Source organism: Microcoleus sp. N3A4 (assembly GCF_036701805.1).
Classification (GTDB): domain Bacteria; phylum Cyanobacteriota; class Cyanobacteriia; order Cyanobacteriales; family Microcoleaceae; genus Microcoleus.
This window is the reverse complement of sequence record NZ_JAUBRJ010000012.1, coordinates 42,848-64,336: the sequence shown is the minus strand read 5'-3', so window position 1 is coordinate 64,336 and position 21,489 is coordinate 42,848. Positions and strand designations below refer to the sequence as shown.

The window sequence follows — 21,489 nt, the reverse complement described above, 5'->3', positions numbered from 1 at the left end:
GGAAGAGTCATTGAGCGTGCCGGACAACAGGAAGGCGTTATCGCAGTTTATAAATCTAACCGATGAGTTCCAACGATCGCAAAACAAAACTAGAATACGGCGATTTTCAGACACCGCTGGCATTAGCTGAGATGGTGTGTCGGAAATTGATAGAACTTGATGTTAACCCCAAAGTCATCATTGAGCCAACTTGCGGGATCGGTAATTTCATTAAAGCTGCTGCAAATTCGTTTCCATCCGCCAGCAAGATTATCGGGGTTGAAATCAATCAAAGTTATTTAATAGAATTAAGAGCTAAGCATGAATTGTTGCAGGATGAAAGATGTGAGGTTAAACACGGAAATTTTTTTGAGTTTGACTGGACATCATTAATCAACCAATTTAATCATAGGGTGCTGGTACTGGGCAACTTTCCTTGGGTAACAAACTCACAACAAGGAACTATTGGCAGTGAAAACTTGCCGAAGAAAAGTAATTTTCAAAAGCACACTGGCTTAGATGCACTAACAGGTAAAAGTAACTTCGATATCTCAGAATGGATGCTGATCCATGCGATACAATGGTTGCAAAATCGTGACGCCACTCTGGCAATGCTTTGCAAGACTTCCGTTGCTAGAAAGTTATTGAATTACATTCATTCAAAAAAACTTAATCTCGCTAGCTGTGCAACTTACAAAATAGATGCTAAAAAGTATTTTGATGCAAATGTTGATGCCTGTCTGTTATTCTGCAAGTTTGACTCAAGCTCACAAAACTACTTCTGCGATGTATTTAGCAGTTTAGAAAGTTCTGAATGCCACCGAATCGGATATCACAACAATCTCCTGGTTAAGGATATAAACTCTTTCAGTAAATTGGGTAATTTATATGCGGTGAATTCAGGAGTAAAATGGCGATCTGGTGTCAAACATGACTGCTCGAATGTGATGGAATTTAGGAAAATTGATAATTTGTTTGTCAATGGATTTGGGGAAGCTGTCGAGCTTGAGGAAACTTATCTATTTCCGCTACTTAAAGGATCGGATGTCGCTCAAAATCGCATTAATGCCACAAATCGCTATATTTTAGTAACTCAAAAATTTATTGGCGAGTCAACCGAGCCTATCAGCCAGATAGCTCCTAAAACCTGGCGCTATCTGGAGGAGTGCGGACAATATCTAGACAATCGCAAAAGCAAAATTTATCAGCACAATCCTCGCTTTTCTATTTTTGGAGTGGGCGATTATAGCTTCAAATTTTGGAAGATAGCAATTTGCGGACTTTATAAAAAAATGGATTTCAGATTAATAAGTGAAATCGCTAATAAACCTGTGATTTTCGATGATACTGTTTATTTTCTCAGTTTTGAAAACGAACGAGTTGCACGTAAAACTTTTGAGCTTTTGAATTCATCGCCAGCAATTAACTTTTATTCATCGATGGTATTTTGGGATGAAAAGCGCCCGATCAAATCCAGCATTTTAAATTGTCTGAATTTAGCACTGCTGGCCGATTGGGAATTTGTAACCGCCGATGCACGCCGATAAACGCAGATGAGTACAGTTAAATGTTGACTTTTTTGGGGATAATTTAGGCTGCTATTTTTGATATATAGCAATCCTCAGAAAGATTCGCGGACGTTGTTGGGCCCCGGCCCTCAAGCGTCTGGGTGGTTATGTAAGCTGTCAGTCATACCTCATCTTTTTGAGAAAGGCTATAATACGTAAAAAATCGTGATATCTTTCCAAATTCATGGTTCGGTTTCTAATATGGTAAGGTGCGTCGCCATCTACAATCTGCAAGTTCCATTGAACATCTCACTGATCCGCACCCTACAGATTAGAGACCTGCGTAAGCCCTATGATAGCGCTGATTAACAACCTGCTATCCTCTGTAATGTCTGGAGGTAATAAGAGTGGCAAAGAATACAATTAAATTACTAGATGTCGTTGCCTTGACAGTTGATGTTCCTGAATACAATCTGTGGCGAGGACAAGTAGGGACTGTGGTTGAACTGTTGGCTGATGGTGCAGCGTTTGAGGTTGAATTTAGCGATCGCAACGGACGCACTTATGAATCAGTCGGGTTGCATCCAGACCAAATCATGGTGTTGTACTTTGAGCCAGCATCACCCGATCGCAAACCCGAAATGATTACAGCATAAGCGGCAAAATAACTTGCGGACATTATAAAAAAATGGATTTCAGGATGAGTTCCAACGATCGCAAAACAAAACTAGAATACGGCGATTTTCAGACACCGCTGGCATTAGCAGAGAGGGTGTGCCGAAAATTAGTAGAACTTAATGTTAATCCTCGCACCATCATTGAGCCGACGTGCGGTGTCGGTAATTTGATTCAAGCTGCTGCACGTTCATTTCCATCCGCAGACAAGATTATCGGGGTTGAAATAAATCAAAATTACTTAAAATAATTTAGACTAAATAAGCAATTATTTCAGGATGATAGATACGAGATTTGGCAGGGAGATTTCTTTCAATTTGATTGGACATCGTTAGTCGATGGGTGTAGCGATAGACTGCTTGTACTCGGCAATTTTCCTTGGGTAACAAACTCACAACAAGGAACTATTGGCAGTGGGTAGTCCTGCACAGTCAGGAAAACCTGTTATAATTTACTTATTCAATCTGCATTAATTTTTAGCTGATGAAATGTCCCGGTGCGACTCTCAATATATTGTAAAAAATGGTCACACTCACACTGGTAAACAAAGTTTTAAATGTCGAGATGGTGTCCGACAATTTGTGATGAGTCCCAGAAATCAGCCGCTGGAGGAAGAAACAAAAGAGTTAATAGATCGACTTTTATTAGAAAAAATATTTCTGGCTGGAATAGAAGCGGGCTACCAGGGTTTCCCCAAGGTGGCTATAATACTATGTTATTAAAAAGTTAGGAGCCGTCAAGCAACAAGTAGAAGTGAAGTCAAAAAAAAAGGGTTAGCTAACAATTCAATGTGATGAACTGTGCTAATTTGTTTAAAACAAGGGTAACAAGCAGTGGATTTGGTTAGCAATTAATGTGTTAAATAAAGAGATTGTAGGAGTATATATTGGCAAAAGAGATGAACAAGAGTGCGAGGGGATTGTGGGATTCACGTGCGCCCAGTATATCGTCAATGTGCTGTGAGTTATACAGACTTTTGTCCTTTCTTAAGGAAGAGTTTTTCCTAAAAAAAACACTCTTCATTAGGAAAGGATACTGGTCAGACAAACTATATAGAAAGATTTAATAATAGCATGAGACAAAGAATACAGCATATTCCATGTATATGCGGTACACACAATCTTGTAGTAAGTAAGGTGCGTCGCTTTCAGAGTCAATCTGCAAGTTCCATTTAAAAGGTCGCAGATCCGCACCCGGAGGATTAACATCACACAATATAAATATAGCGGCTGCTGTACTTCATCAACCTCGAATATGCTGTATCTTAAGCGATCGCCACAAAGTAAAGTACAGCAATCTCAATCCGAAAATCACTACATCGGTTTGATTGTCTGCTAGATGGCCTCGCCGATATTTCCCGCTGAAACAACCTAGGAAGCGACTAAAACAGGAGACTGTGAAATCCGGCAAATATTGGAGACAGTTGGCTGCTGCGAAACGACTCGCAGTTCGTGAGGATAGCGGGGACGGGGGTCATTTTCTAACCAGATGGGCGGTACCATCATCACTTCATAGTAAGCGATCGTATCCAAAACCCCTGGCTGGGACTTCAATTCCACTGTCAAGCCCGCTCTGTACTCAAATGCTTCTTCCCAGTCTAGGTCTCCATTGATATCCATAGCGATCGCGCCTCTTAATCTTGTTTCTTTTCTCCATTGTAGGTCACTACATAAAACATTGGGTACTTTCTGTTGCTTTTGATACAATTTTTAACTTTTATATGTTCGATCCCTGACAATTTAATAGAGAGGATCAATTGTCAATAAGTAAATAGGCTGATTTTGCCGACGGGTGACTAAGCTGAATCCCCACCCGTTTTTTGGATTAGTTCTTTCAACTCCTCAATTTTTTTTTTGTACAGATTACACTTGTGCTTAAGATTTTCAATTTCTCGTGAGTAGTATTTAATACAGTCTATTAATTTTCTGGTTAAAATTTTGTTTCGTTCAACCAGTTATTGATTGTTGAGTTGTTTTTTCATTTGTGGTTCTTCATCACCTAGTATGCTAAAAATATAATTAAAAACCGAATTAAACTAAAGAAATATATAAAATAATGACATCAAGTGTTGACAGAGTTGACTTAAGAGGGCGATCTGTTGTTAACTAGAATGAGAAGGTAAGTCATTTTAGGGTGGATGAATAATCGGGGTTGTCACCCCGCCTGGGTTGGCAGAGGTAGTAGGGTATTTTGAACAAAGAACAAATAACGGAATGGTTGAAGGCATTAACAATAAGTTAAAGCTGTTAAAACGCAGTAGATTCGGATTGAGATATTTTAAAAACTTTGAAATGCGAGCTTGACTTTTTTGGCATTTTCCTAAAGATTTAGCATGACTTTGTACCGAAGAACTGTATTTCTCGTGAGGAGGCGAAAGAAATTCGGCGGGTAATCAACCTCAAACATGACCAAGAGAAGAGCTTTTGCAAGTGACTTAGTATTAAAACCAAATGGTTTTTATACTGAGTCATTCAGGAGTGTCCGCGAACAATATCGCCTCCCATCAGCAGCGGATAATCTTTAGTCTTTTCTAACAATTTATCTCGTTCAGCGATCGGCGACTAAAAAAACAGAATACTCAGATACCCGACTTCTTAAAAAAGAAGTCGGGTATCTAACAGCCCTGGGAACGCACATCTAAAGCCTCTGCGTGCTACTTCTGGTGCTGCACCTCAATCACGGTGTGGACGTTCCCCCGCGGCGAAAAATCGCCCTTCACCGTCGCTTCCAGCGGCGAGCAAGCTGCCACAAAATCGTCTAAAATTTGATTGATCGATTCTTCGTGAGAAATGTAGCGATCGCGATAACTGTTAACGTACAGTTTCAGCGCTTTCAACTCTACCACCCGCTCGTCGGGCACGTAAGTAACGTGAATTGTCGCAAAATCTGGATAGCCAGAAAACGGACATTTGCAAGTAAACTCCGGCAAAGTAATGTTGATCGAGTAGCGCCGCCCGACTCGCGGATTTGGGAAAGTAATTAACTCCCCTTCCAAAATCTGGCGTTCGCCGTATTTAATTTCCTCGGTGCTTGACTTTTGGGACATACTTTGTTCGGCTGCGTAGTTGTTCATAGCGATTGACTAATAACTTGTAACATTTAATTAAATTTACGATCGATATCTGTAACAAATATCTTGACGAATTGTGTTGCGATCGATCTACTTGCAAATATTCTCAGGCTAAACTAAAAAAGTTCACCCTCGCCATCTACAATTATGCAAAATACTACCTTACCTGACAATACTTCCCCTGAAAACTCAAATAGTTACTCTCCATCCGTACCGATTTCCCTGTATCGAGAAGTCACGGCGGAGCTGCAAGCCGCCCAAGCGATGCTCGACTCCCTCAAAACCCACAACCAGCAATTAGTCCAACAAAATCAACAACTGCGGCGAGAAGTAGAAACAGTAGTTCAAGTATCCCAACAGCTACAGCAAGTAGTCAACTCGGCTCAGAGCCTCACCCAGACAGGGATGCCTCAAATGCCCCCTGTCAAATTCAATTTCAGTGTTGAACCTGCGCCCCTAGCACCTGCAACCTCACAGACTAATTCTGCCTTACCTCAAGCACCCCCCGCCCCTGGGACAGTCTCCTTCCCTTTCCCCCTACCAGAAGCGGAGCCAACAGCCTCCTCGATGCCGCAGCCACTTCCAGAAAAATTATTTACAGACGTACCGGAAATTCCTTACCGTTTGCGTTCTAAACCCAAAAAAGCTTCAGACTTAAGCGGATTGTGGTTGGCGATCGCGATTTTTCTGATTGTCATTGCAGCTTTCGGCGCAGGTTATTTAGTTGTGCGCCCTTTATTGAAGGGGAAGTAAATTGCAACAAGAATCCCACGGCTCGAGCCGTGGGATTTTAAACAAAACCTAGCATAAAATGTTCAAAGTTACGCTAATTGGCCATCATCCTCTGGTGGCACTCGTTTCTACTAAACGAGGCGCATACTGCTCTTCACAAGCAGAACCTACGATGCCCACCCCTGGCTCGAAACCGCGCGTGAACTCAGTGAGTTTTACCTGTTTAGCTTCCAAAGCTGTCTGTAGCACCTTCATGGCTCGGTGAGGGTCGCCGGCCCCGCAGAAAAATAAGTCTGCAGCAAAATAACCGTGTTCAGGCCAAGTATGGATTGCTATATGAGACTCTGCCAAAGTAGCAGTAGCTGTCACTCCGTGAGGACTAAACTGGTGTACGCACAAATCGATGAGAGTAGCTCCTCCGGCTTCGATCGCATCGAGTATGGCGCGGCGGATACGTTCAGGATCGTTGAGCAGGTCTCCAGGAGACTGCCAAGCATCAGCGACCAGATGGGTTCCCAATTGTTTCATTCTGCGGGGTTTTACCTCTAACTCATAATGTCTCAAACCTTTTGAAGATAGCACGCTGTCCAGAAATTTTCAAGTATATTTCCCAAAAAAATCAAAAATAGCGACGAGCGCGATCGCACCGGGGGTTTTTTTGCGCTTTGGCCGTGGTCGAGTGCAGGTTGAGTTCGATTGAAGTTCGATAAGGGCGATCGATATTTACTACTGCCAAAATCGGCTTTCGGTAGAATGCGGTTAAAGCCCAACCGCCTGAATTTGCCCGTGGCGATAGAGATGGTAGAAACCCGCAGGGGCCGGCACTCTTGGCACGGCCCCTACAGAAACCGGGTTTCTCGGTGTTCGGTTTTTTGAGGTTGAGCTACTTAATTATGGTCGATCGACTCATCAATCCCGGCTGTGAGTAGCTCCATTCGGCAAAATCGCCCCGCCCAAAGCTGCTTCATTCAAATTAGCAACATTCAAGCTCGCCCCAATCAAATTAGCCTCCGACAAATTAGTTCCTGTCAAATTTGCCCCTGTCAGAGAACTCAGCAGCAAACCCGCTCCCGACAAATTGGCGTGACTCAAATTCGCCCCCCGCAAATCCGCTTCCAGCAAGCTAGCACCAGACAAATTCGCACCGCTCAAATTAGCTCCCCGCAAAGAAGCTTTGTTCAAATTCGCAGCCCTCAAATCAGCATTGTGCAGAATCAAACCATTTAAATTAGCTTTACTCAAATTAGCTCGACTCAAGTCAGCACCGCTCAAATTAGAGCCATTTAAATTAGCGGATTGCAAGTCAGCACCGCTCAAGTCAGCACCGCTCAAATTAGCAGCGCAAATAGAAGCCTCCCGCAGACTTGCTTCGCTCAAAGAAGCCCCAACCAAATTAACACCGCTGAGATTTCCGCGATTTAGATAAGCCCGAATTAAAGTTGCTCCGCTCAGATTCGCCCCGTTCAAATCAACCTCGCTCATAATCGCTCTAGTCAGATTTGCTCTGCTTAAATCCACCCCGCTCATAATTGCTCGGCTCAGCGTCGCCCCGCTCAAATTAGCCTCAGTTAGTTTCGAGCCACTTAGCAAACAAGCTCCTACTAAACTCGCTCCAGTCAGAACAGCTTTGCTCAAGTCAGCCTGAGACAATATTGCTCCGCTGAGATTTGCTCCGCTCAAATCTGCTGCGATCGCCACAGTTCCAGTTAAACTAGAACTCCCGAGGTTTGCTTCAATTAATTTCGCCTTAGACAAATTAGCCCCGCTCAAGTCGGCGCCGTTTAAATTAGCTCCAATCAGTTTGCTTCTAATTAAGTTGGCGTCTTTCAAATTAGCGCTGCTCAAATTTGTTCGACTGAGATTAGCTTCACTCAAGTGAGCTGCAATGAGGTTAGCCCCTCGAAAATCTCGTTCCCCGTTTCTATGTCTAATTAAAAGTTCATCGGCACTTAAAATCTCAGTGAAATTCATAAAAAAAGTTGAGTGAGTTTCCTTAATTTCTCGATGTTCTATGTTGTCTGAAAGTTTGTTGTACGATCGTGTTTGCCAGTCAGTTTTTTAAACCCATACTGCCGAGCGTAACAATTGTCAAAACTGCTTGATTCCTAGCATCGCCCTGCTAACCTAGTTATAACTTACGAAAAGAAACCGGGTGCTGGTAAAATCTGAGGTTTGCCCGCAGAAGTCATGAAGAAACCGAGTTTCTCGCCGCGTGTAAGTCCTGTAAGTGTTATTTTGCTAGTAATGAGCGGGCGGTTGATGTTAGTTGTTAATTGTTAGTTGTATTTATACTAACTGCTAATCACTAACTATTAACTGCTAACCATTTACCAAAATACCGAGAAGTTGTCGATCGATCTTGTCAAGGTCGATCGCATATTTGGGGTATTGCTGGCGGCATCCGCGCCGCATTCTGACCCGAAAAATTGCTGGTACAGGCGATCGAATTTATTAGTGCAATCAAGAAAAAAGATATCGGAGCTTCAACCCCTAATGCCTTCTAGATAAGTGCCTTCTACCTTCGAGCAACCCGGACAGCAGCGCCAGGCCAGCTCAGCTAGTGTCACCTCCCCCCACTGTGTTCCGTGCCAGTGTAAACCAACAGGAAGGCTGTTTCTCTCGGAGTGCTGAGCAAGTCGCAGGCGAAGCAAGGAATACGCTGCTAGTAGCCGAAGATTTCGCGAAAAAATGCACCGCGAGCCGTTCCCGTATTCCCGCGCTGCTGTGCTTGCTGTTAATTTTTACTAGATCCATGAGCGCTTGCGGTTCTAATTAACAGAACACCCGACACCAGACGCGCTCCCGGACATAAAAGCTGTTCCTGGGCTTCTCAAATGCTTCTCTGAGGCATTCCCAGAAAAACTGTATTCATGCCGCAGGTGTTGCCAACAGCAATTGGGCTGCTACAGTCAACCAATGACCAGCCTAAGTCTTGCGGGAAGGCGACGACAATATTATTCTAATAGTTGCCGACCACTGCAGGCCGTACTCGGCGCGCGGGACTGGCTACTTCACCTGTATAAGTTGCTGAAATTAGCTACCCATAGTTAAAGATAGTCGTTCTTTGACTGACGGGGCAATATCTGTTGTAATTTATGTCATCAAATTCGATCGTACTGCGGGGTTTGCAATCGAGCAGTAGTGAGTGTTACAGACTAATAAACCGCAGCGGATTTATTCTGTAAAAATTAAGGGAGCCGATCGAGCCACCGGCAGAAAGCCCAGCTTGCCAATCAAAATTCAACTTTTGACAGGTCGCTTTTTTTTAAGTTTCCAGAACAAAACAAAAGCCGGCTTTCATAAAAAAAGCCGACTTTTGAGATACTTTTACCGACCAAGGGCAAACGCCTAGATCGCCAGTCTTGGTTCGATCGCTTTCGACAATCCGAGGGCGCGAGTGCGACTACCCTGCAGGAAGTAGAAACAATACCCAAACAATGTCTGAAGTATTAAATCAGAGGGTGGCGGGTAACGCCCTGATTGGGATCGTAAATAGCAGCCGTAGTATCAACGCCCGGAGTGCCAGGAGCGCCGTAATCGGCCCGAGCACTATCGACGCTGGGATAGTCGTAGGTGTTCCAATGCTGAATGCCTCCGCGGCTCAGAATGGTTTCAGCTCTAGCGACTTCAGCTTCGCTGCCGTCAAGCAGTACCAAGTAATCTCCTCTGGCCACTCGCTCGTTGTATGCTTTAGCTTCCTCTTCGGGAATTCCCAAACCGACTAAAGCTCCGATCAAGCTGCCCGCAGCCGCACCCAAAGCAGTACCCGCGAGTGTAGTGGCGATCGCCGTAGCTGAGGCTCCTGCCAGCATAATCGGCCCGATTCCCGGAATTGCCACTAGGCCGAGACCTACCAACAAGCCTGTCAAACCGCCCAAAGTGCCGCCTGTGAGCGCGCCCTTAGTCGCTCCTTCATCGGCCTTGTTATCCGCGCTTTCCTGCACGTCAAGGCCTGCGATCTCTCCTTTAGAGTCAGCATCCTTAGCGATGACCGAAACCCGCTCCATGTCAAAACCCGCAGCTCTAAGTTCCGACAGCGCGTGTTCCGTCTCGCGGCGGGTTGAAAATACGCCCACCGCGCGCTTGTGGTGGCCCGAAGCTCTGCGGCCGGTGTCTGCCGGCACATCGTAAATGCCCCAATCCTGAATGCCCCGCACGCTCAGAATTCTTTCGGCTGTGGCAATATCCGAATCTGTGCCTTCTACGAATACCAAATATTCTCCGCGCGAGACGCGATCGCTATAAACTTTAGCTTTTGATTCGGGAACTCCCAAACCGACCAAACCCCCGACCAAACCGCCCGCAGCAGCCCCAATCGCGCCTCCGACTACAGTATCGGCCAGCAGAGTTGCGATCGCGCCCCCCGCCATCACCGGGCCAACTCCTGGAATCGCTAGCGCTCCAATGCTTCCGAGCAACCCAATCAAACCGCCCGTCACTGCTCCCGCTGTCGCGCCTGCTTTTGCGCCGCCGCCCACTTTGTCGTCGGTACTCTTACCAGCGCTAGCGCCGGCAATTTCGCTGCGATCGAGATTTTCCCCAACTACCGAAACTTTATTCATCGGAAACCCGCTACTTTGCAGTTCCGTCAGGGCTAGTTCCGTATCTCGGTAATTAGAAAATGCTCCTACAGCTCGCTTGTGTTGACCTAAAGCCATTTTTTTTCTCCTTGAAAATATACTACTTTTACACAACTACAGAATTTATGCTCTGCTTGCCGCCATCAATCACATTTAGTCATTTTTTCCAAACATTTTTCATCGGTCGCTGGGAATAACTTCGGACTCTATCTTCAGGCTGGTTTTCAACTAATTCTCCGGGATGGTAAATCGTAATTTGGGAATAGGACTTTGCAGGTACTGCGTGCGCGAGTTTTGAGTTCGTGAATTTTTAATTTTCAACTCTTTAACTTAAAACCCCGCTCCCTCTAGAGAGTCACGTAATACCAATTTAAACAAATCTTGCTACAATCCTCAATCTGATAACAATCATTAAATGTCACAGATCCAGGCGTCGGACACGGGATTGCCGTGTCCCTACAGACGATCGGGTAAAATCTATCTGTCGCCCTACTTTTCAGGATCGATCTAAGCGCTGCTAACCGCTCCGAAAGCAATCTTAAAATGCCCAAACTTCCCTCAAAAATCCATCCGTTAAATCCGTTAAATCCCCTACACTGCGCGTTTCCGAACTTACTCCTAATTTATTGCTTGCTGCTAGGCGATGCGGGTGCAGCAGGGGCGACAACAGCCGTAACATTCACCGTTTTGACACCCTTAATCTCTTTAGCTAGCGGCTCAATTTTAGCTAAATCAGTTTGACTTGGAACTGTGCCGCCTACGGTGACAGCCCCGTCTTTTGCCTCAACAGTTAGCTGACCTTTAGTGATGTTTACTTCCAACTTCGAGCGAACTTCACTTTTGAGGTCGCCATCGGCTCTCATTGCATCGCCACCCGTCACATTGTTGCGCTGTTCTCTGGCCCTGATATCAGAATTTGCTTGGTTTTTGCGAATATCGCTAGTGGCGTCACCCTGAGTTTTTTGAACTGTCTCGGCTGGGGGCGGGGTGGTGGTATTTTCTGTGGTAGAATTAGGAGAATCAGCGCTAGTTTTAGCCCCGTCGCTGCAAGCAGCAGCTCCAAATAATAGGATGCCGCTGAGGAGAATTGGTGTTAGTTTGTTCATAATATGTTAATACCCTCCGGGTAAGCTTTTGACGGTCCAGACTTCGTTGACCCAGATGGAGCCAGACAGAATCTTTGGTTTGTGCTTTCTGTGATTTAAAAATCATTATCTCAAATATATAAATTTGAGGAAGTATCTACATCGCTCCACGGGTGTAAATTTTATCTATGTCGTTAGATAGAGTACAAAAAACAAAATAAGGTCTCGGATCAAATTTAACTTAATTTAGTTCTGAGCGTATTATTCCTCAGAAACCCGGTTGATGCCGACATTTTTGGTTGCAAAAGCCAATATTTTCGCAGAAACCAAGTTCAATAGCGTAAATTTTATTAATAAATTCGATCGCCATTCCCAACTTATTTCCCCCTTTTTCCTCTAACCTCAACATCCATCCGTTAAATCCGGTCAATCCCGTATATTGCCCGCTGCCGAACTTTCTGCTTCAAAACAAACGAAAAGAGTCGAGAAATTTTTGAGCATTTTCTGGTTCTGGGGTAGTGGCCACCAGCCCGTAAATGCGCGTTTCCACCAAAAAAACTTGACCTACACCTACAGGTTCAGTCGGGGAAAGCGGCTGAAACTCAAACTCTTTTCCCGGATAGCCTCCGAGGGAAATATCCCGCACTTGCAACAATTTAGCATTCGCCCCCACGACAAAGAAATCAACGGCATTATTTAAAGTAATTTTAATATTATTGTTACTTTGCCGGAAATCTAGGTCAAAGTATTGAAGTAAATAAGTTTCTTTGTTTTTTAAGATCGATCTGTATGTATGAGCGGTAACTTGAGTTGAAAAAGTTTCCGAATTAATTTTGGGATTTCCCGGCATATCGATCGCAAACTGACCCATCGCCGAGCAAAATGGCTGCCACTCTGGCGTCTGAATTGCTGTCTGCAGCGGGGCTGGTTGAGATGCAGCGGGACGGGCAAACTTGACAGGGGATAAAAGTAATGTAGCAGTAACTAGAAGTAAATATACCAATTTTATTTCCGTAAAAATTATATTTGCCCGATCGATCTGCGTTAGCCTAGAAATATATCCGCAAAGGGGGGATTTATGCTGAATATTATATTTACTCAACGGCGAGGCGACTCTCAAGGGCTAAAACCAGCTAAAACCAGTAAAACCAATAAAACCAATATACTCGCTGCTGTAAATACTTGGCTGGCTGTGTGTCTGCTGGCTGCTGTCACAGCTTGTGCAAACAGCCCCAACAGCAAGGCACTCGAAGAATCTTTAGCCGCCGATCCCAAATTAAAACAAAATCCAGTGGTTTTCTCTTCCCCGCCACCAGCGACAGCAGTTGAGACAAACTCTACCGCCAAACTTCCTCCCGATTTCCCGACAGAGATTCCACTCTATCCTAATGCTGAGTTAATCGAAGTTGGCGGGCAAACCGATCCGTCCCAAAAAAATGTGCGGCTGCGCTGGGAAAGCACAGATCCCGTTAATTCGGTTCAGAACTTTTACTCCACAGAGTTTGGGCGCAGCAACTGGGAAATAGTCAGCCGCCCAACCGCCGAGGGACAAGGTTCTTTGGTAGCAACCCGAGATAATTTGCGGGTAACAGTGTCGCTTTCTCCTACTCAGAAAGTAGGAGGTTCTACAGAATTTACGATCGACTACAGCAAAGACAGCCCAGAAATTGCTGCCAGTCCTCAACCTAAGAATTCCGAGTCTAGCGCATCTCCAACCGCTTCACCAACTCCATCTAATTCCGAGGGAACTACTCCAACCCCATCCGCCTCGCCAAAATCAGCAAAAGTTAGCCAACAAGAAAGCGAAATTCCTCAACAGTTGCGGCAGTATGTGGCAGATTTAAGTCAGTTGGAAGTGCTGAAAGTGCGATCCTCTCCGAGGGCTTCGCTAACGACAGAAAATGCTAATTTAGAAACTGCCAGCACTTTGCCCAAACCCAACAAAATAGCCACTCGCCGCGAATACGCCCGCTGGTTAGTAGCAGCTAACAATCAGATTTATGTTAGCCGTCAAGCCAAACAAATTAGATTAGCAGTAGACTCTAGCGAACCGGCATTTTCTGACGTACCCAAAACAGACCCGGATTTTTCAGCAATTCAAGGTTTAGCAGAAGCCGGTTTAATTCCAAGTTCGCTTTCTGGAGAAACTAAAGATGTAAAATTTCGCCCGGATGCACCTTTAACTCGCGAAACAATGATTCTTTGGAAAGTACCTTTAGATACTCGTCAAGTTTTGCCCACAGCTAACATTGACGGAGTGAAAGAAAAGTGGGGTTTTCAAGATGCTTCTAAGATTGATTCCCAGGCGTCGCGGGCAGTTTTAGCTGATTTTAACAATGGAGACTTAGCGAATATTCGCCGCGTTTTTGGTTTTACTACTCTGTTTCAGCCGAAGAAATCCGTGACTCGCGCCGAAGCGGCTGCTAGTTTGTGGTATTTGGGCGTTCAAGATCAGGGATTGTCTGCTAAAGATGCTTTGGAAGCAAAAACTCAACCAGCTCAATAGAGTTGTAAAGTTTTGAACAAAGCATCTACTTACCAATACCAAGAAACCGGGTTTTTTGTCTGTAACAAAACCCGGTTTTTGCGTCCAAGACTGACGAAATTGTAGCAAGTTTTGACACATCGGCGCGCGATCGCCCGCCCGAAAAATTTCAGCTTGGATTTCTAAGATTTCTGTGAATATGATATCAATTCCGGTAACACCGGAATCATATAAACGCAGGACACGGCAGTGCCGGTTCCCTACAATTAATCGGGGTAGGGCAACGGCACTGCCCTGTACTGATTTTGGGTAATATAATTCCGATGCTACCGGATTTGATATGACTGATACTAATTCTCAAAACTCATGCAAAAGTATCTGTAGGGTGCGTCGCCATCACAAATCTTAAATAATATCCACAATCTTTGAGCGACGCACCGGTGCAGAATAGTGAGCGTAAACAAACCTACACTCATCATTGTTGCTTTCTGGAGGCGAGAATTGGTATTACCCAAAAACCGAGTTTTATCTACAAAAATGTGCAGTAAAACGCGAGGGATATCGGTTAAAAAACCCCGCTTCTTTAATCCCTCTGCGCTCCTTCATTGTAAAAAATCCTTTCAAACACTACACATCGGCTTCTCTGTGGGCGGTGTACACCCTACGGGATAGATTTTTTTTGCCTTAATCTTAGTTTGTGTATCCTTCCACACAACCGCTGCTTTTTGCGGGCAAATTTTGTACATATTTTAAGTAATACTTTGTTCAAAACTCTCAGTAGTATTCCGGATTCGGTAGCGGCCTTAACGATAAATGAAAAAGAGTGTTTGAGCTCTAGGAGAGCGTTTTTTAATGTACGATATTACCCTATTTACCCCGCAAGACATGGCGAAATGCAGCTTAGTCCTGCGCCAGTTAGGTAGAAATACTGCTAGTATGGAAGCCAGCAGCCAAAAGATTGTTAAATATATTTACCAACATTTTTGCGATTCGCAAACGGGAGAAAATACCTGTGCCTCAGTGCGTTTGTTCAAAACTCATCCCTACGGCGGATTAGAAGACTCATTGCAACAATCCGCCCGCCGCTTGATGAACGGCAATTTCCCCGCCGCCGACATGAAATGCTGGACTCTGCTAGCAGCAGCAGGCACAGAACCGCAGTGGAATTCTCGGCACACAGCAGCAAAAAATACAGCTATTCCGTTAGTTAGCGCCGAATTAGTATCTCAAATGCCGGCGATTTCCGAAATAATTCGGCAGTTCGGTTTAGACATTCCTACAGTCCTCGGAATTGAGCGAGAAAGGTTCTTGCAATTAGAACCCGCAGTATTAAATATTTTTCACGTATCAGAGGCAAAAGGCAGCCCCTTTATTCCCGAACAAGATTCCTTAATTATCCCCTACCAAGTCAAGTCTGTATTGGGATTTGGGGGACTTCTGCGATCTGGAAGTTTGTTTGCTGTAGTGATGTTCCTGAAAGTTAAAATTCCCGATCGCACGGCTGAAATGTTTAAACATCTGGCACTGAGTGTCAAAACAGCCCTGTCGCTTTCCGACGAAAAAGTTGTATTTAATTCGTCAGAAAATGCTGTAAGTTTTGGGAAAAACAACAATACTTATGAAACCCAATTTCTGGAATATCAAGTTGCAACTTTGATTGAAATGCTGGATTTTTCAGAACAAGAAATGCTCAGACAAGCAGCTAGTTTTCAACGGATAATTGACAAGTTGCAGCGCGAAATTGCCGATCGCAAAAACAAGGAACAAGCTTTGTAAACAAGCCGCGATCCATTCACCGGCATCCTCAATATTGCCGAAGATGCTATTGTTCGCATCGAGGAAAATCAAGGAATTCAGCGTTTCATATCAACTCCGATAGCATCGGAATTAATATTACCCACAGTCAGGACACGGCGAGTGCCTCAGTCCCTACAATTAATCGGGGTAGGGACACTCTTGCTCTCGCGGTGTCCGAACTATCATTCCGATGCAACCGGAAACGATATCAATCAAGGCGAAAAACAGATTTAACCCAAGTTCTGTGTTTAACAACCCGGTTTCTCCAAGAAACCGAGTTGCTTGGTTCTGTGTTTTTTGACTGCTTTTACAGCAGATTCCACATTTATGAAATACACTCGCCTATAGTGAGCTTCCCCGTAGGGACACGGCACTGCCGTGTCCCTACAATTCACAAACCTGGAATATGCTGTATGTATTTTCTCACTCATCTACTTACCATAAAATAGGTTTGTAGTGATGACTGAATTCTTCATATAGCAATCGCCAAGACGTTGAGGACATTCTTAATGCGTGAAACTATTCCTTCTTCCTTTTGCTATATCATTGAAAATTGGGGGATCGGGATGCTAAAATCACGCCGTACCACTTATCTATTGGTATTTGCTTTCTGACCCGAAATCCTAAGTTTTCAATAACTTCTCGGGCTTCTGCGTGAGTGTGACCAGACCACAAGTGATATTCTAAAGAAAGGTTTTGCACGAGTTGCCAAATCTCTCTATCTTCAAATAACAGCCATTCTGCACCTTCGCAGTCTACTTTTGCTAAATCGACGCTGCCGCCAATTCGCTCGATCGCCCTGCGAAATGATACCATCGGTATGTCGCCACTTTCGCTGACTGTCGATCGGGTTTTTCCCGAGACTTCCCGAATGTCAAGGACTACTTTACCATCTCGATCTCCTACTGCTTCCAGAAAATATGTAAAATTTGCGATTTGAGATTGATGTTTGAGGTAATTTTCCAGGTGGGGATTAGCTTCGTAGGCGTGAATTACGGCATGGGGAAACCTGTTCCTCGCAGCAATGGGAAATAACCCGACATTCGCTCCAATATCAATAATTGTCATCAGCGATTCAGATAATTGCTCGACTCCGTAGCAGTCGTCTAAAAGCACTTCTATAAATTCTCCGTCCATGCCTTTCTCTGAAGGTACGTTTACTTGATAGCGTTTTCCTTGCACAATTAATTGTTCGGGCAATTGAAAGCTAGCAACTCTGTTAAATTTAATCCCTAACTTTTGGGCTCTAATTTTGCGATGCAGGAGTTGCTGAAGTTTATGGAAAAGCATAGGGAGAAGTTGAGAATATTTTATATTTTATAATAACGTTAGCTGATGGGAAAGCCCCTCGGCACTAACTCACATTTTGCACTGCTTGAAAACCTGGTTTATGGCGGAGGCTTAAACCTGAAAGGCGAGATTTTTAGTCAACAAACTCGGCGGCTGATTATATTTTGTTAAGAAGGGTGCCAGATATCGGTACAGAAAGTTATTTTGTTTGGTTTTGGAGAATCGTAAAGTGAGACTAAATCTGCTTTAATTGTCAAAATGTGCTCCCTAACGCGGAAATCAAAAATGTTAGAGTTCGATCGACTGTTGCAAACTCTCGAAGAGTTAGTCATGCTGCACTCTCCCAGCGGTGCGGAGTCCGAAATTAACCAGCGGTTGATGGAAAAATTCGCCGCCCTGGGAGTGAATGCTTGGCTCGATCGCGCGGACAATGCGATCGCCCTAATTAAGGGCCGCAATCCCTAAAAGTCGATCGCGATTACCGCTGACAAAAATGAAATTGGCGCCCTACCGAATCGAGAAGTCATATCAATTCCGGTTACACCGTCCGTGACTGTTGACTGTTGACTGTTGACTGTTGACTGTTGACTGTTGACTGTTGACTGTTGACTGTTGACTGTTGACTGTTAAAAATCTAAAATCTAAAATCTAAAATCTAAAATCGGTAGACGTGTTACCTGAATCAACTTAACAGAGGTTTGTGCTGAAGACGACACTCACCAGCTTGATTCGGAACAACCGCTAGCCTTTACCCAAAGCTGACAAGAACCCAATTATCCTCAAACCCGACATTTGTTCTCGAACAATTTTTGTGGCAGAAGCAGTAAAAGGACGAGCTCAATACACCAGGGTTTTAGCACCTGCCCGTAAGTCCGGTCAGGCTGGCAACCACCGCCACTAAATCGGCAGCATCTACAGGTTTGGTCAAATGCATCTGAAAACCTGCTAATAGGGCCTGCCGACGATCGTCATTCCGGGCATAAGCCGTCAGCGCGATCGCCGGTAGCCGACCGCCCCGCTGCGCTTCCAGTTGCCGCAACTTGCGGATCAGGGAGTAGCCATCCTCATCCGGCATCCCAATATCGCTCACTAAAACATCGGGGCTGCGGGTTGCGGTTTCAATAATAGTCAACGCCTCCTTGACCGAAGCCGCAGCGATGACATCCGCACCATATTTTTGCAGAATTGTACTCAGCAACTCTAGCGCGTCAGCCTCGTCCTCTACCACTAAAATTTGTAAGCCTTCAAGGGTGGGTGACGCCTCAACCCTCGCATTCGCCTCGACGATCGAGTTTAATCGCTCTGGGTCGCTGGTTGGTAGATGGATAATCATCACGGGCAGTTTGACTGTAAAGCTCGTCCCCTGTCCTATTCCTGGACTCACTACCGTTACAGTCCCGCCATGCAATTCAACTAATTGACGCACAATTGCTAACCCTAAACCCAACCCCCCATAACTGCGAGTGGTCGTGCTGTCGTGCTGGCGGAAGCGATCGAAGACAAAGGGTAGAAAGTCCGAGCTGATGCCTGGTCCAGTGTCGCTGACAGTAATTTCAACATGAGAATTAACCCGCTCCAAACGAATCTGGACTCGCCCGTTTTTAGGCGTGAATTTGATGGCGTTAGAAACGAGATTCCATACAACTTGCTGCAACCGATCTGCATCACCCAAGAGCGGGCCCGATTCTGAATCGAGCACGCTTTGCAGGCGAATTGATTTTGCCTCAGCCGCCAAGCGTACAGAGTCAATCGCCGATTCAATCACCGGTACGAGGTTGACTCTACGGACTTGAAGGCGCAGTTTACCTGTGATGATGCGAGAAACATCGAGAATGTCTTCGATGAGCTGGGCTTGAGACTTTGCGTTTCGCTCGATCGTCTCCAAAGCCCGCACAACCTTATCATCATTCAGGTTTTTCTGCCGCAGTAACATCGTTGACCATCCTAAGATGGCGTTGAGAGGAGTTCTGAGTTCATGAGAAAGAATCGAGAGAAACTCATCCTTGGCACGGTTGGCAGCCTCTGCATCTGCGCGAACCACTTGTTCGCGCATCAATAATTCGTCTTTGGTGCGATTAGACGCTTCCAGTTCGGCGGTGCGTTCCTGCACCCGCTGTTCTAGCTCCACATTAATTGCCTGGATACGGCGGCGGCTCTCCTCTAGTTCTTGGTTTGTAAGGGCGAGTTGGGCGGGACTTGGCGCATCGATCGCCACTGGAATTAAGGGAATCACTAAAAAGGTGAACGTATAGAAAGACCAAGCACCATTGACCGCTTTGATCAGTCCTGAAACCCAGTAGATGGGATACCAAAGTGTCACTACTCCCATCAGGTGGGTCGTGCCACATAAGGCAAAGATAAAAAATAAACCCACCAGCAGCATCACCGTCTTGGGAGGCAGATCCTGACGCTCATACCTAAAGTAAACAATGGCAACCGCCACCGAGTAATACCCGAGGACAGTCAATACATCTGACGTTAAGTGCAGCCATACTAACCCCGGTTTCCAGAGGTAGCAATGCCCGTGAGGAATGAAATTAGTCGAAAAAAATGTGCTGAAGAGGTCAGGCATATTAGTTTACGGGACTGTCAAGTTAATTAGGGCGTTTATCAATTCCACCAGATGACCCCAGCAGCGAGATGAATCAATCGCAGGCCCGAAAGTTCACCGCCCTAGGGTCATAGCGCGTCGCGATTGCCCGATACTGCTTGAGCTTGACGAAAAAGTTCTCAATCAAATGACAATACTTCGGACAGTTTTGGAACAGGGACGCTCCCCGAACAGAGACAAAAAATCCCTGGAATTTTAACCGAAACTCCCAAAAAAAGGCACTTTTTAGATTAAGCTCAAAAAATAGACGAACTTAAAAAAATGCCTGATGAATATTCTAGAATCAATTTTACAACAAATGTCAGGGATTAGTCAATCCAAAAAAAAGTTTATGGTGACCTTGTTTTCCACCATATTGCTTGTTTATGGCAAGGTAAACTTTACCAGTCTGAGCCGTTACAGTTCGTTGAGTGAAAAAACTTATCGTCGGCATTTTTTGAAAAACTTTGATTTCGCAGAATTTAATCAATACTTTATCAATAAAGCTTTGGATTCTGAGCAAACTATTATTGCTGTAATCGATTGTTCATTTATTGACAAGAGTGGCAAAAAAACTGAAGGTAAAGCTAGCTTTTATAATGGTGTAGCTGGCAGACCAGAAGAGGGATTAGAAATTTCTGTAATTTCTGTGGTCGAAGTCGAAACTCATTTGTCTTATAGTGTGAGTGTACAACAAACACCCTGGCGTCCTCCCACAGAACTACCCAAAAATCCCCTCACTGCTCAAAGGAAAAGAAAATCAAAAAAACCAACTAAAAAAAAAGCACGACTACGCTCAACGCCTGAGATAACAAGAGTTGACGACTATGCTCAACATTAAAAAAAAAAACCGTTCTTTATTGCCAGAATCTGTACGCTATTTGGTAGCTGATGGTTATTATTGCCGGGCTAAGTTCTGGGATGCTGTACGAAATTCAAATTTAAATTTGATTAGTAAATTACGCTCAGATGCCAACTTAAAGTACCTCTATACAGGTGAAAAAAATCAAATAGGTGCACCTCGTAAATACGATGGAAAAGTAGACTGTAATAAGTTAAAAAACTTAACCTTCATCAAAGAAGTTAAACCGGGAGTTAAGCTTTATTCATTAGTAGTATGGAGTATTTCTTTAAAATGCAAAATACGTTTAGCTTGTCTTTCAGAACTCCAACCCAATGGTAAAATCAAAAATATTTTATTATTCAGCACTGATATCGAGCTGACAGGTGAGCAAATACTTGAGTATTATCAGGCTCGTTTTCAGATTGAGTTTATTTTTCGTGATGCCAAACAATTTACGGGCTTATCCAATTGTCAATCTCGTAGTGGTCAATGCCTTGATTTTCATTTTAACGCCAGTCTAATTGCTTTAAATGTAAGGATTCAGGTCTAAAAACTTGCGGCTCCAACGCTTGTCTGGCAAGGGTTTTAGGGCAAAATAAGGGTTTTTGTCTTTCGTGGTTAATTGTCAATAAACGAGGAGAAGTGACAGTTTTTCGTGGCTTATTGAGAATAGAGATTGATTTAGTATCAAGCTCCATATCTAAAGTCTTTGCCCAGCAAGGAGTTCAGTGACCTGAATCCTTACCTTTAAATTTAGCCAAATATGAAGCTTATAATCGTCATTCATCTCCCAAGCCATTCGTGTTTTCCATGACCTCTTATAAACGCCGTGAATTCAATAGGCATATACTTTA

Annotated in this window: 22 protein-coding genes and 1 pseudogene; 12 read left to right on the top strand and 11 right to left on the bottom strand. The window is 44.4% G+C overall.

Annotated features, from left to right (window positions below):
• The first annotated feature begins 146 nt into the window (after positions 1-146).
• From QUA56_RS09625 to QUA56_RS36795, 4 genes are all read left to right on the top strand, one after another.
• Positions 147-1,526, top strand: a complete 1,380-nt coding sequence (locus QUA56_RS09625) for a class I SAM-dependent methyltransferase (RefSeq protein WP_333356373.1) — start codon at positions 147-149, stop codon at positions 1,524-1,526.
• Between the two features lie 368 nt (positions 1,527-1,894).
• Entirely contained in the window at positions 1,895-2,143 is a 249-nt protein-coding gene (locus QUA56_RS09620) for a DUF4926 domain-containing protein (RefSeq protein ID WP_333356370.1), read from the top strand.
• 32 nt (positions 2,144-2,175) lie between these two features.
• Positions 2,176-2,412 carry a hypothetical protein gene (locus QUA56_RS09615; protein WP_333356367.1) on the top strand — a complete coding sequence of 79 codons (237 nt, stop codon included), beginning with the start codon at positions 2,176-2,178 and terminating at the stop codon, positions 2,410-2,412.
• A 238-nt stretch (positions 2,413-2,650) separates the two neighbouring features.
• Complete coding sequence (locus QUA56_RS36795; protein ID WP_445242887.1) at positions 2,651-2,884, top strand: IS1/IS1595 family N-terminal zinc-binding domain-containing protein; 234 nt, start codon at positions 2,651-2,653, stop codon at positions 2,882-2,884.
• A gap of 648 nt (positions 2,885-3,532) precedes the next feature.
• On the opposite strand, the gene QUA56_RS09610 is transcribed toward QUA56_RS36795, so the two are convergent.
• Positions 3,533-3,781: a hypothetical protein gene (locus tag QUA56_RS09610; RefSeq protein WP_333356364.1), complete on the bottom strand. Its 249-nt coding sequence runs from the start codon at positions 3,779-3,781 to the stop codon at positions 3,533-3,535.
• Positions 3,782-4,330: 549 nt separating this feature from the next.
• Between QUA56_RS09610 and QUA56_RS09605 the strand changes: the two genes are divergently transcribed.
• Positions 4,331-4,465: a transposase gene (locus QUA56_RS09605; RefSeq protein WP_445242886.1), complete on the top strand. Its 135-nt coding sequence runs from the start codon at positions 4,331-4,333 to the stop codon at positions 4,463-4,465.
• A gap of 350 nt (positions 4,466-4,815) precedes the next feature.
• On the opposite strand, the gene queF is transcribed toward QUA56_RS09605, so the two are convergent.
• The gene (queF, locus tag QUA56_RS09600) at positions 4,816-5,235 is read right to left on the bottom strand and encodes a preQ(1) synthase (RefSeq protein WP_333356361.1); all 420 of its coding nucleotides are present in this window, start codon (positions 5,233-5,235) and stop codon (positions 4,816-4,818) included.
• 144 nt (positions 5,236-5,379) lie between these two features.
• Between queF and QUA56_RS09595 the strand changes: the two genes are divergently transcribed.
• Complete coding sequence (locus QUA56_RS09595) at positions 5,380-5,985, top strand: hypothetical protein (RefSeq protein WP_333356358.1); 606 nt, start codon at positions 5,380-5,382, stop codon at positions 5,983-5,985.
• Positions 5,986-6,069: 84 nt separating this feature from the next.
• On the opposite strand, the gene speD is transcribed toward QUA56_RS09595, so the two are convergent.
• Positions 6,070-6,492: an adenosylmethionine decarboxylase gene (gene speD, locus QUA56_RS09590; RefSeq protein WP_333356355.1), complete on the bottom strand. Its 423-nt coding sequence runs from the start codon at positions 6,490-6,492 to the stop codon at positions 6,070-6,072.
• 168 nt (positions 6,493-6,660) lie between these two features.
• Here speD and QUA56_RS09585 point away from each other — a divergent pair, with 168 nt between their 5' ends.
• A complete protein-coding gene (locus QUA56_RS09585) occupies positions 6,661-6,840 on the top strand; it encodes a hypothetical protein (protein ID WP_333356352.1) in 180 nt (59 codons plus the stop codon).
• A gap of 33 nt (positions 6,841-6,873) precedes the next feature.
• Here the strand turns inward: QUA56_RS09585 and QUA56_RS09580 are convergent, their stop codons facing one another.
• The 5 genes from QUA56_RS09580 to QUA56_RS09560 all read right to left on the bottom strand — a co-directional run bounded on the left by QUA56_RS09580 (position 6,874) and on the right by QUA56_RS09560 (position 12,632).
• The gene (locus QUA56_RS09580) at positions 6,874-7,935 is read right to left on the bottom strand and encodes a pentapeptide repeat-containing protein (RefSeq protein ID WP_333356349.1); all 1,062 of its coding nucleotides are present in this window, start codon (positions 7,933-7,935) and stop codon (positions 6,874-6,876) included.
• 1,478 nt (positions 7,936-9,413) lie between these two features.
• Positions 9,414-10,622 (bottom strand): general stress protein, encoded by a 1,209-nt coding sequence (locus tag QUA56_RS09575; protein WP_333356346.1) that lies wholly within the window; start codon positions 10,620-10,622, stop codon positions 9,414-9,416.
• Positions 10,623-11,167: 545 nt separating this feature from the next.
• Positions 11,168-11,650 (bottom strand): BON domain-containing protein, encoded by a 483-nt coding sequence (locus QUA56_RS09570; RefSeq protein ID WP_333356343.1) that lies wholly within the window; start codon positions 11,648-11,650, stop codon positions 11,168-11,170.
• Between the two features lie 247 nt (positions 11,651-11,897).
• Positions 11,898-12,059: a hypothetical protein gene (locus QUA56_RS09565; protein WP_333356340.1), complete on the bottom strand. Its 162-nt coding sequence runs from the start codon at positions 12,057-12,059 to the stop codon at positions 11,898-11,900.
• A 33-nt stretch (positions 12,060-12,092) separates the two neighbouring features.
• Positions 12,093-12,632, bottom strand: a complete 540-nt coding sequence (locus QUA56_RS09560) for a hypothetical protein (protein ID WP_333356337.1) — start codon at positions 12,630-12,632, stop codon at positions 12,093-12,095.
• Between the two features lie 75 nt (positions 12,633-12,707).
• Here QUA56_RS09560 and QUA56_RS09555 point away from each other — a divergent pair, with 75 nt between their 5' ends.
• Both QUA56_RS09555 and QUA56_RS09550 read left to right on the top strand, forming a co-directional pair.
• On the top strand, positions 12,708-14,135 hold the full coding sequence (locus QUA56_RS09555; protein WP_333356334.1) for an S-layer homology domain-containing protein: 1,428 nt from the start codon (positions 12,708-12,710) through the stop codon (positions 14,133-14,135).
• A gap of 831 nt (positions 14,136-14,966) precedes the next feature.
• Entirely contained in the window at positions 14,967-15,890 is a 924-nt protein-coding gene (locus tag QUA56_RS09550) for a histidine kinase (protein ID WP_333356332.1), read from the top strand.
• Positions 15,891-16,454: 564 nt separating this feature from the next.
• Here QUA56_RS09550 and QUA56_RS09545 read toward each other — a convergent pair.
• Positions 16,455-17,201 (bottom strand): FkbM family methyltransferase, encoded by a 747-nt coding sequence (locus tag QUA56_RS09545; RefSeq protein ID WP_333356329.1) that lies wholly within the window; start codon positions 17,199-17,201, stop codon positions 16,455-16,457.
• Between the two features lie 285 nt (positions 17,202-17,486).
• On the opposite strand from QUA56_RS09545, the gene QUA56_RS09540 reads away from it, so the two are divergent.
• A complete protein-coding gene (locus QUA56_RS09540) occupies positions 17,487-17,666 on the top strand; it encodes a hypothetical protein (protein WP_333356326.1) in 180 nt (59 codons plus the stop codon).
• 388 nt (positions 17,667-18,054) lie between these two features.
• Here the strand turns inward: QUA56_RS09540 and QUA56_RS09535 are convergent, their stop codons facing one another.
• Positions 18,055-19,773, bottom strand: coding sequence for an ATP-binding protein (locus QUA56_RS09535; protein ID WP_333356324.1), 1,719 nt, complete (start codon positions 19,771-19,773; stop codon positions 18,055-18,057).
• A gap of 73 nt (positions 19,774-19,846) precedes the next feature.
• Positions 19,847-19,951, bottom strand: a pseudogene (locus QUA56_RS09530) (IS5/IS1182 family transposase); the annotation flags it as partial.
• A 129-nt stretch (positions 19,952-20,080) separates the two neighbouring features.
• Here QUA56_RS09530 and QUA56_RS09525 point away from each other — a divergent pair.
• Complete coding sequence (locus QUA56_RS09525; protein WP_333356321.1) at positions 20,081-20,632, top strand: hypothetical protein; 552 nt, start codon at positions 20,081-20,083, stop codon at positions 20,630-20,632.
• The gene (locus tag QUA56_RS09520; RefSeq protein ID WP_333356318.1) at positions 20,619-21,185 is read left to right on the top strand and encodes a transposase; all 567 of its coding nucleotides are present in this window, start codon (positions 20,619-20,621) and stop codon (positions 21,183-21,185) included. Before QUA56_RS09525 ends, QUA56_RS09520 begins: the two co-directional genes overlap by 14 nt.
• Positions 21,186-21,489 lie beyond the last annotated feature (304 nt).

Excerpts from the sequence above, each read along its gene's own strand:
- QUA56_RS09615 (WP_333356367.1), top strand. The coding sequence starts at position 2,176 with ATGGATTTCAGGATGAGTTCCAACGATCGCAAAACAAAACTAGAATAC.
- QUA56_RS36795 (WP_445242887.1), top strand. The coding sequence starts at position 2,651 with ATGTCCCGGTGCGACTCTCAATATATTGTAAAAAATGGTCACACTCAC.
- QUA56_RS09610 (WP_333356364.1), bottom strand. The coding sequence starts at position 3,781 with ATGGATATCAATGGAGACCTAGACTGGGAAGAAGCATTTGAGTACAGA.
- queF (WP_333356361.1), bottom strand. The coding sequence starts at position 5,235 with ATGAACAACTACGCAGCCGAACAAAGTATGTCCCAAAAGTCAAGCACC.
- QUA56_RS09595 (WP_333356358.1), top strand. The coding sequence starts at position 5,380 with ATGCAAAATACTACCTTACCTGACAATACTTCCCCTGAAAACTCAAAT.
- speD (WP_333356355.1), bottom strand. The coding sequence starts at position 6,492 with ATGAAACAATTGGGAACCCATCTGGTCGCTGATGCTTGGCAGTCTCCT.
- QUA56_RS09580 (WP_333356349.1), bottom strand. The coding sequence starts at position 7,935 with ATGAATTTCACTGAGATTTTAAGTGCCGATGAACTTTTAATTAGACAT.
- QUA56_RS09575 (WP_333356346.1), bottom strand. The coding sequence starts at position 10,622 with ATGGCTTTAGGTCAACACAAGCGAGCTGTAGGAGCATTTTCTAATTAC.
- QUA56_RS09570 (WP_333356343.1), bottom strand. The coding sequence starts at position 11,650 with ATGAACAAACTAACACCAATTCTCCTCAGCGGCATCCTATTATTTGGA.
- QUA56_RS09555 (WP_333356334.1), top strand. The coding sequence starts at position 12,708 with ATGCTGAATATTATATTTACTCAACGGCGAGGCGACTCTCAAGGGCTA.
- QUA56_RS09550 (WP_333356332.1), top strand. The coding sequence starts at position 14,967 with ATGTACGATATTACCCTATTTACCCCGCAAGACATGGCGAAATGCAGC.
- QUA56_RS09545 (WP_333356329.1), bottom strand. The coding sequence starts at position 17,201 with ATGCTTTTCCATAAACTTCAGCAACTCCTGCATCGCAAAATTAGAGCC.
- QUA56_RS09540 (WP_333356326.1), top strand. The coding sequence starts at position 17,487 with ATGTTAGAGTTCGATCGACTGTTGCAAACTCTCGAAGAGTTAGTCATG.
- QUA56_RS09535 (WP_333356324.1), bottom strand. The coding sequence starts at position 19,773 with ATGCCTGACCTCTTCAGCACATTTTTTTCGACTAATTTCATTCCTCAC.
- QUA56_RS09525 (WP_333356321.1), top strand. The coding sequence starts at position 20,081 with ATGAATATTCTAGAATCAATTTTACAACAAATGTCAGGGATTAGTCAA.
- QUA56_RS09520 (WP_333356318.1), top strand. The coding sequence starts at position 20,619 with ATGCTCAACATTAAAAAAAAAAACCGTTCTTTATTGCCAGAATCTGTA.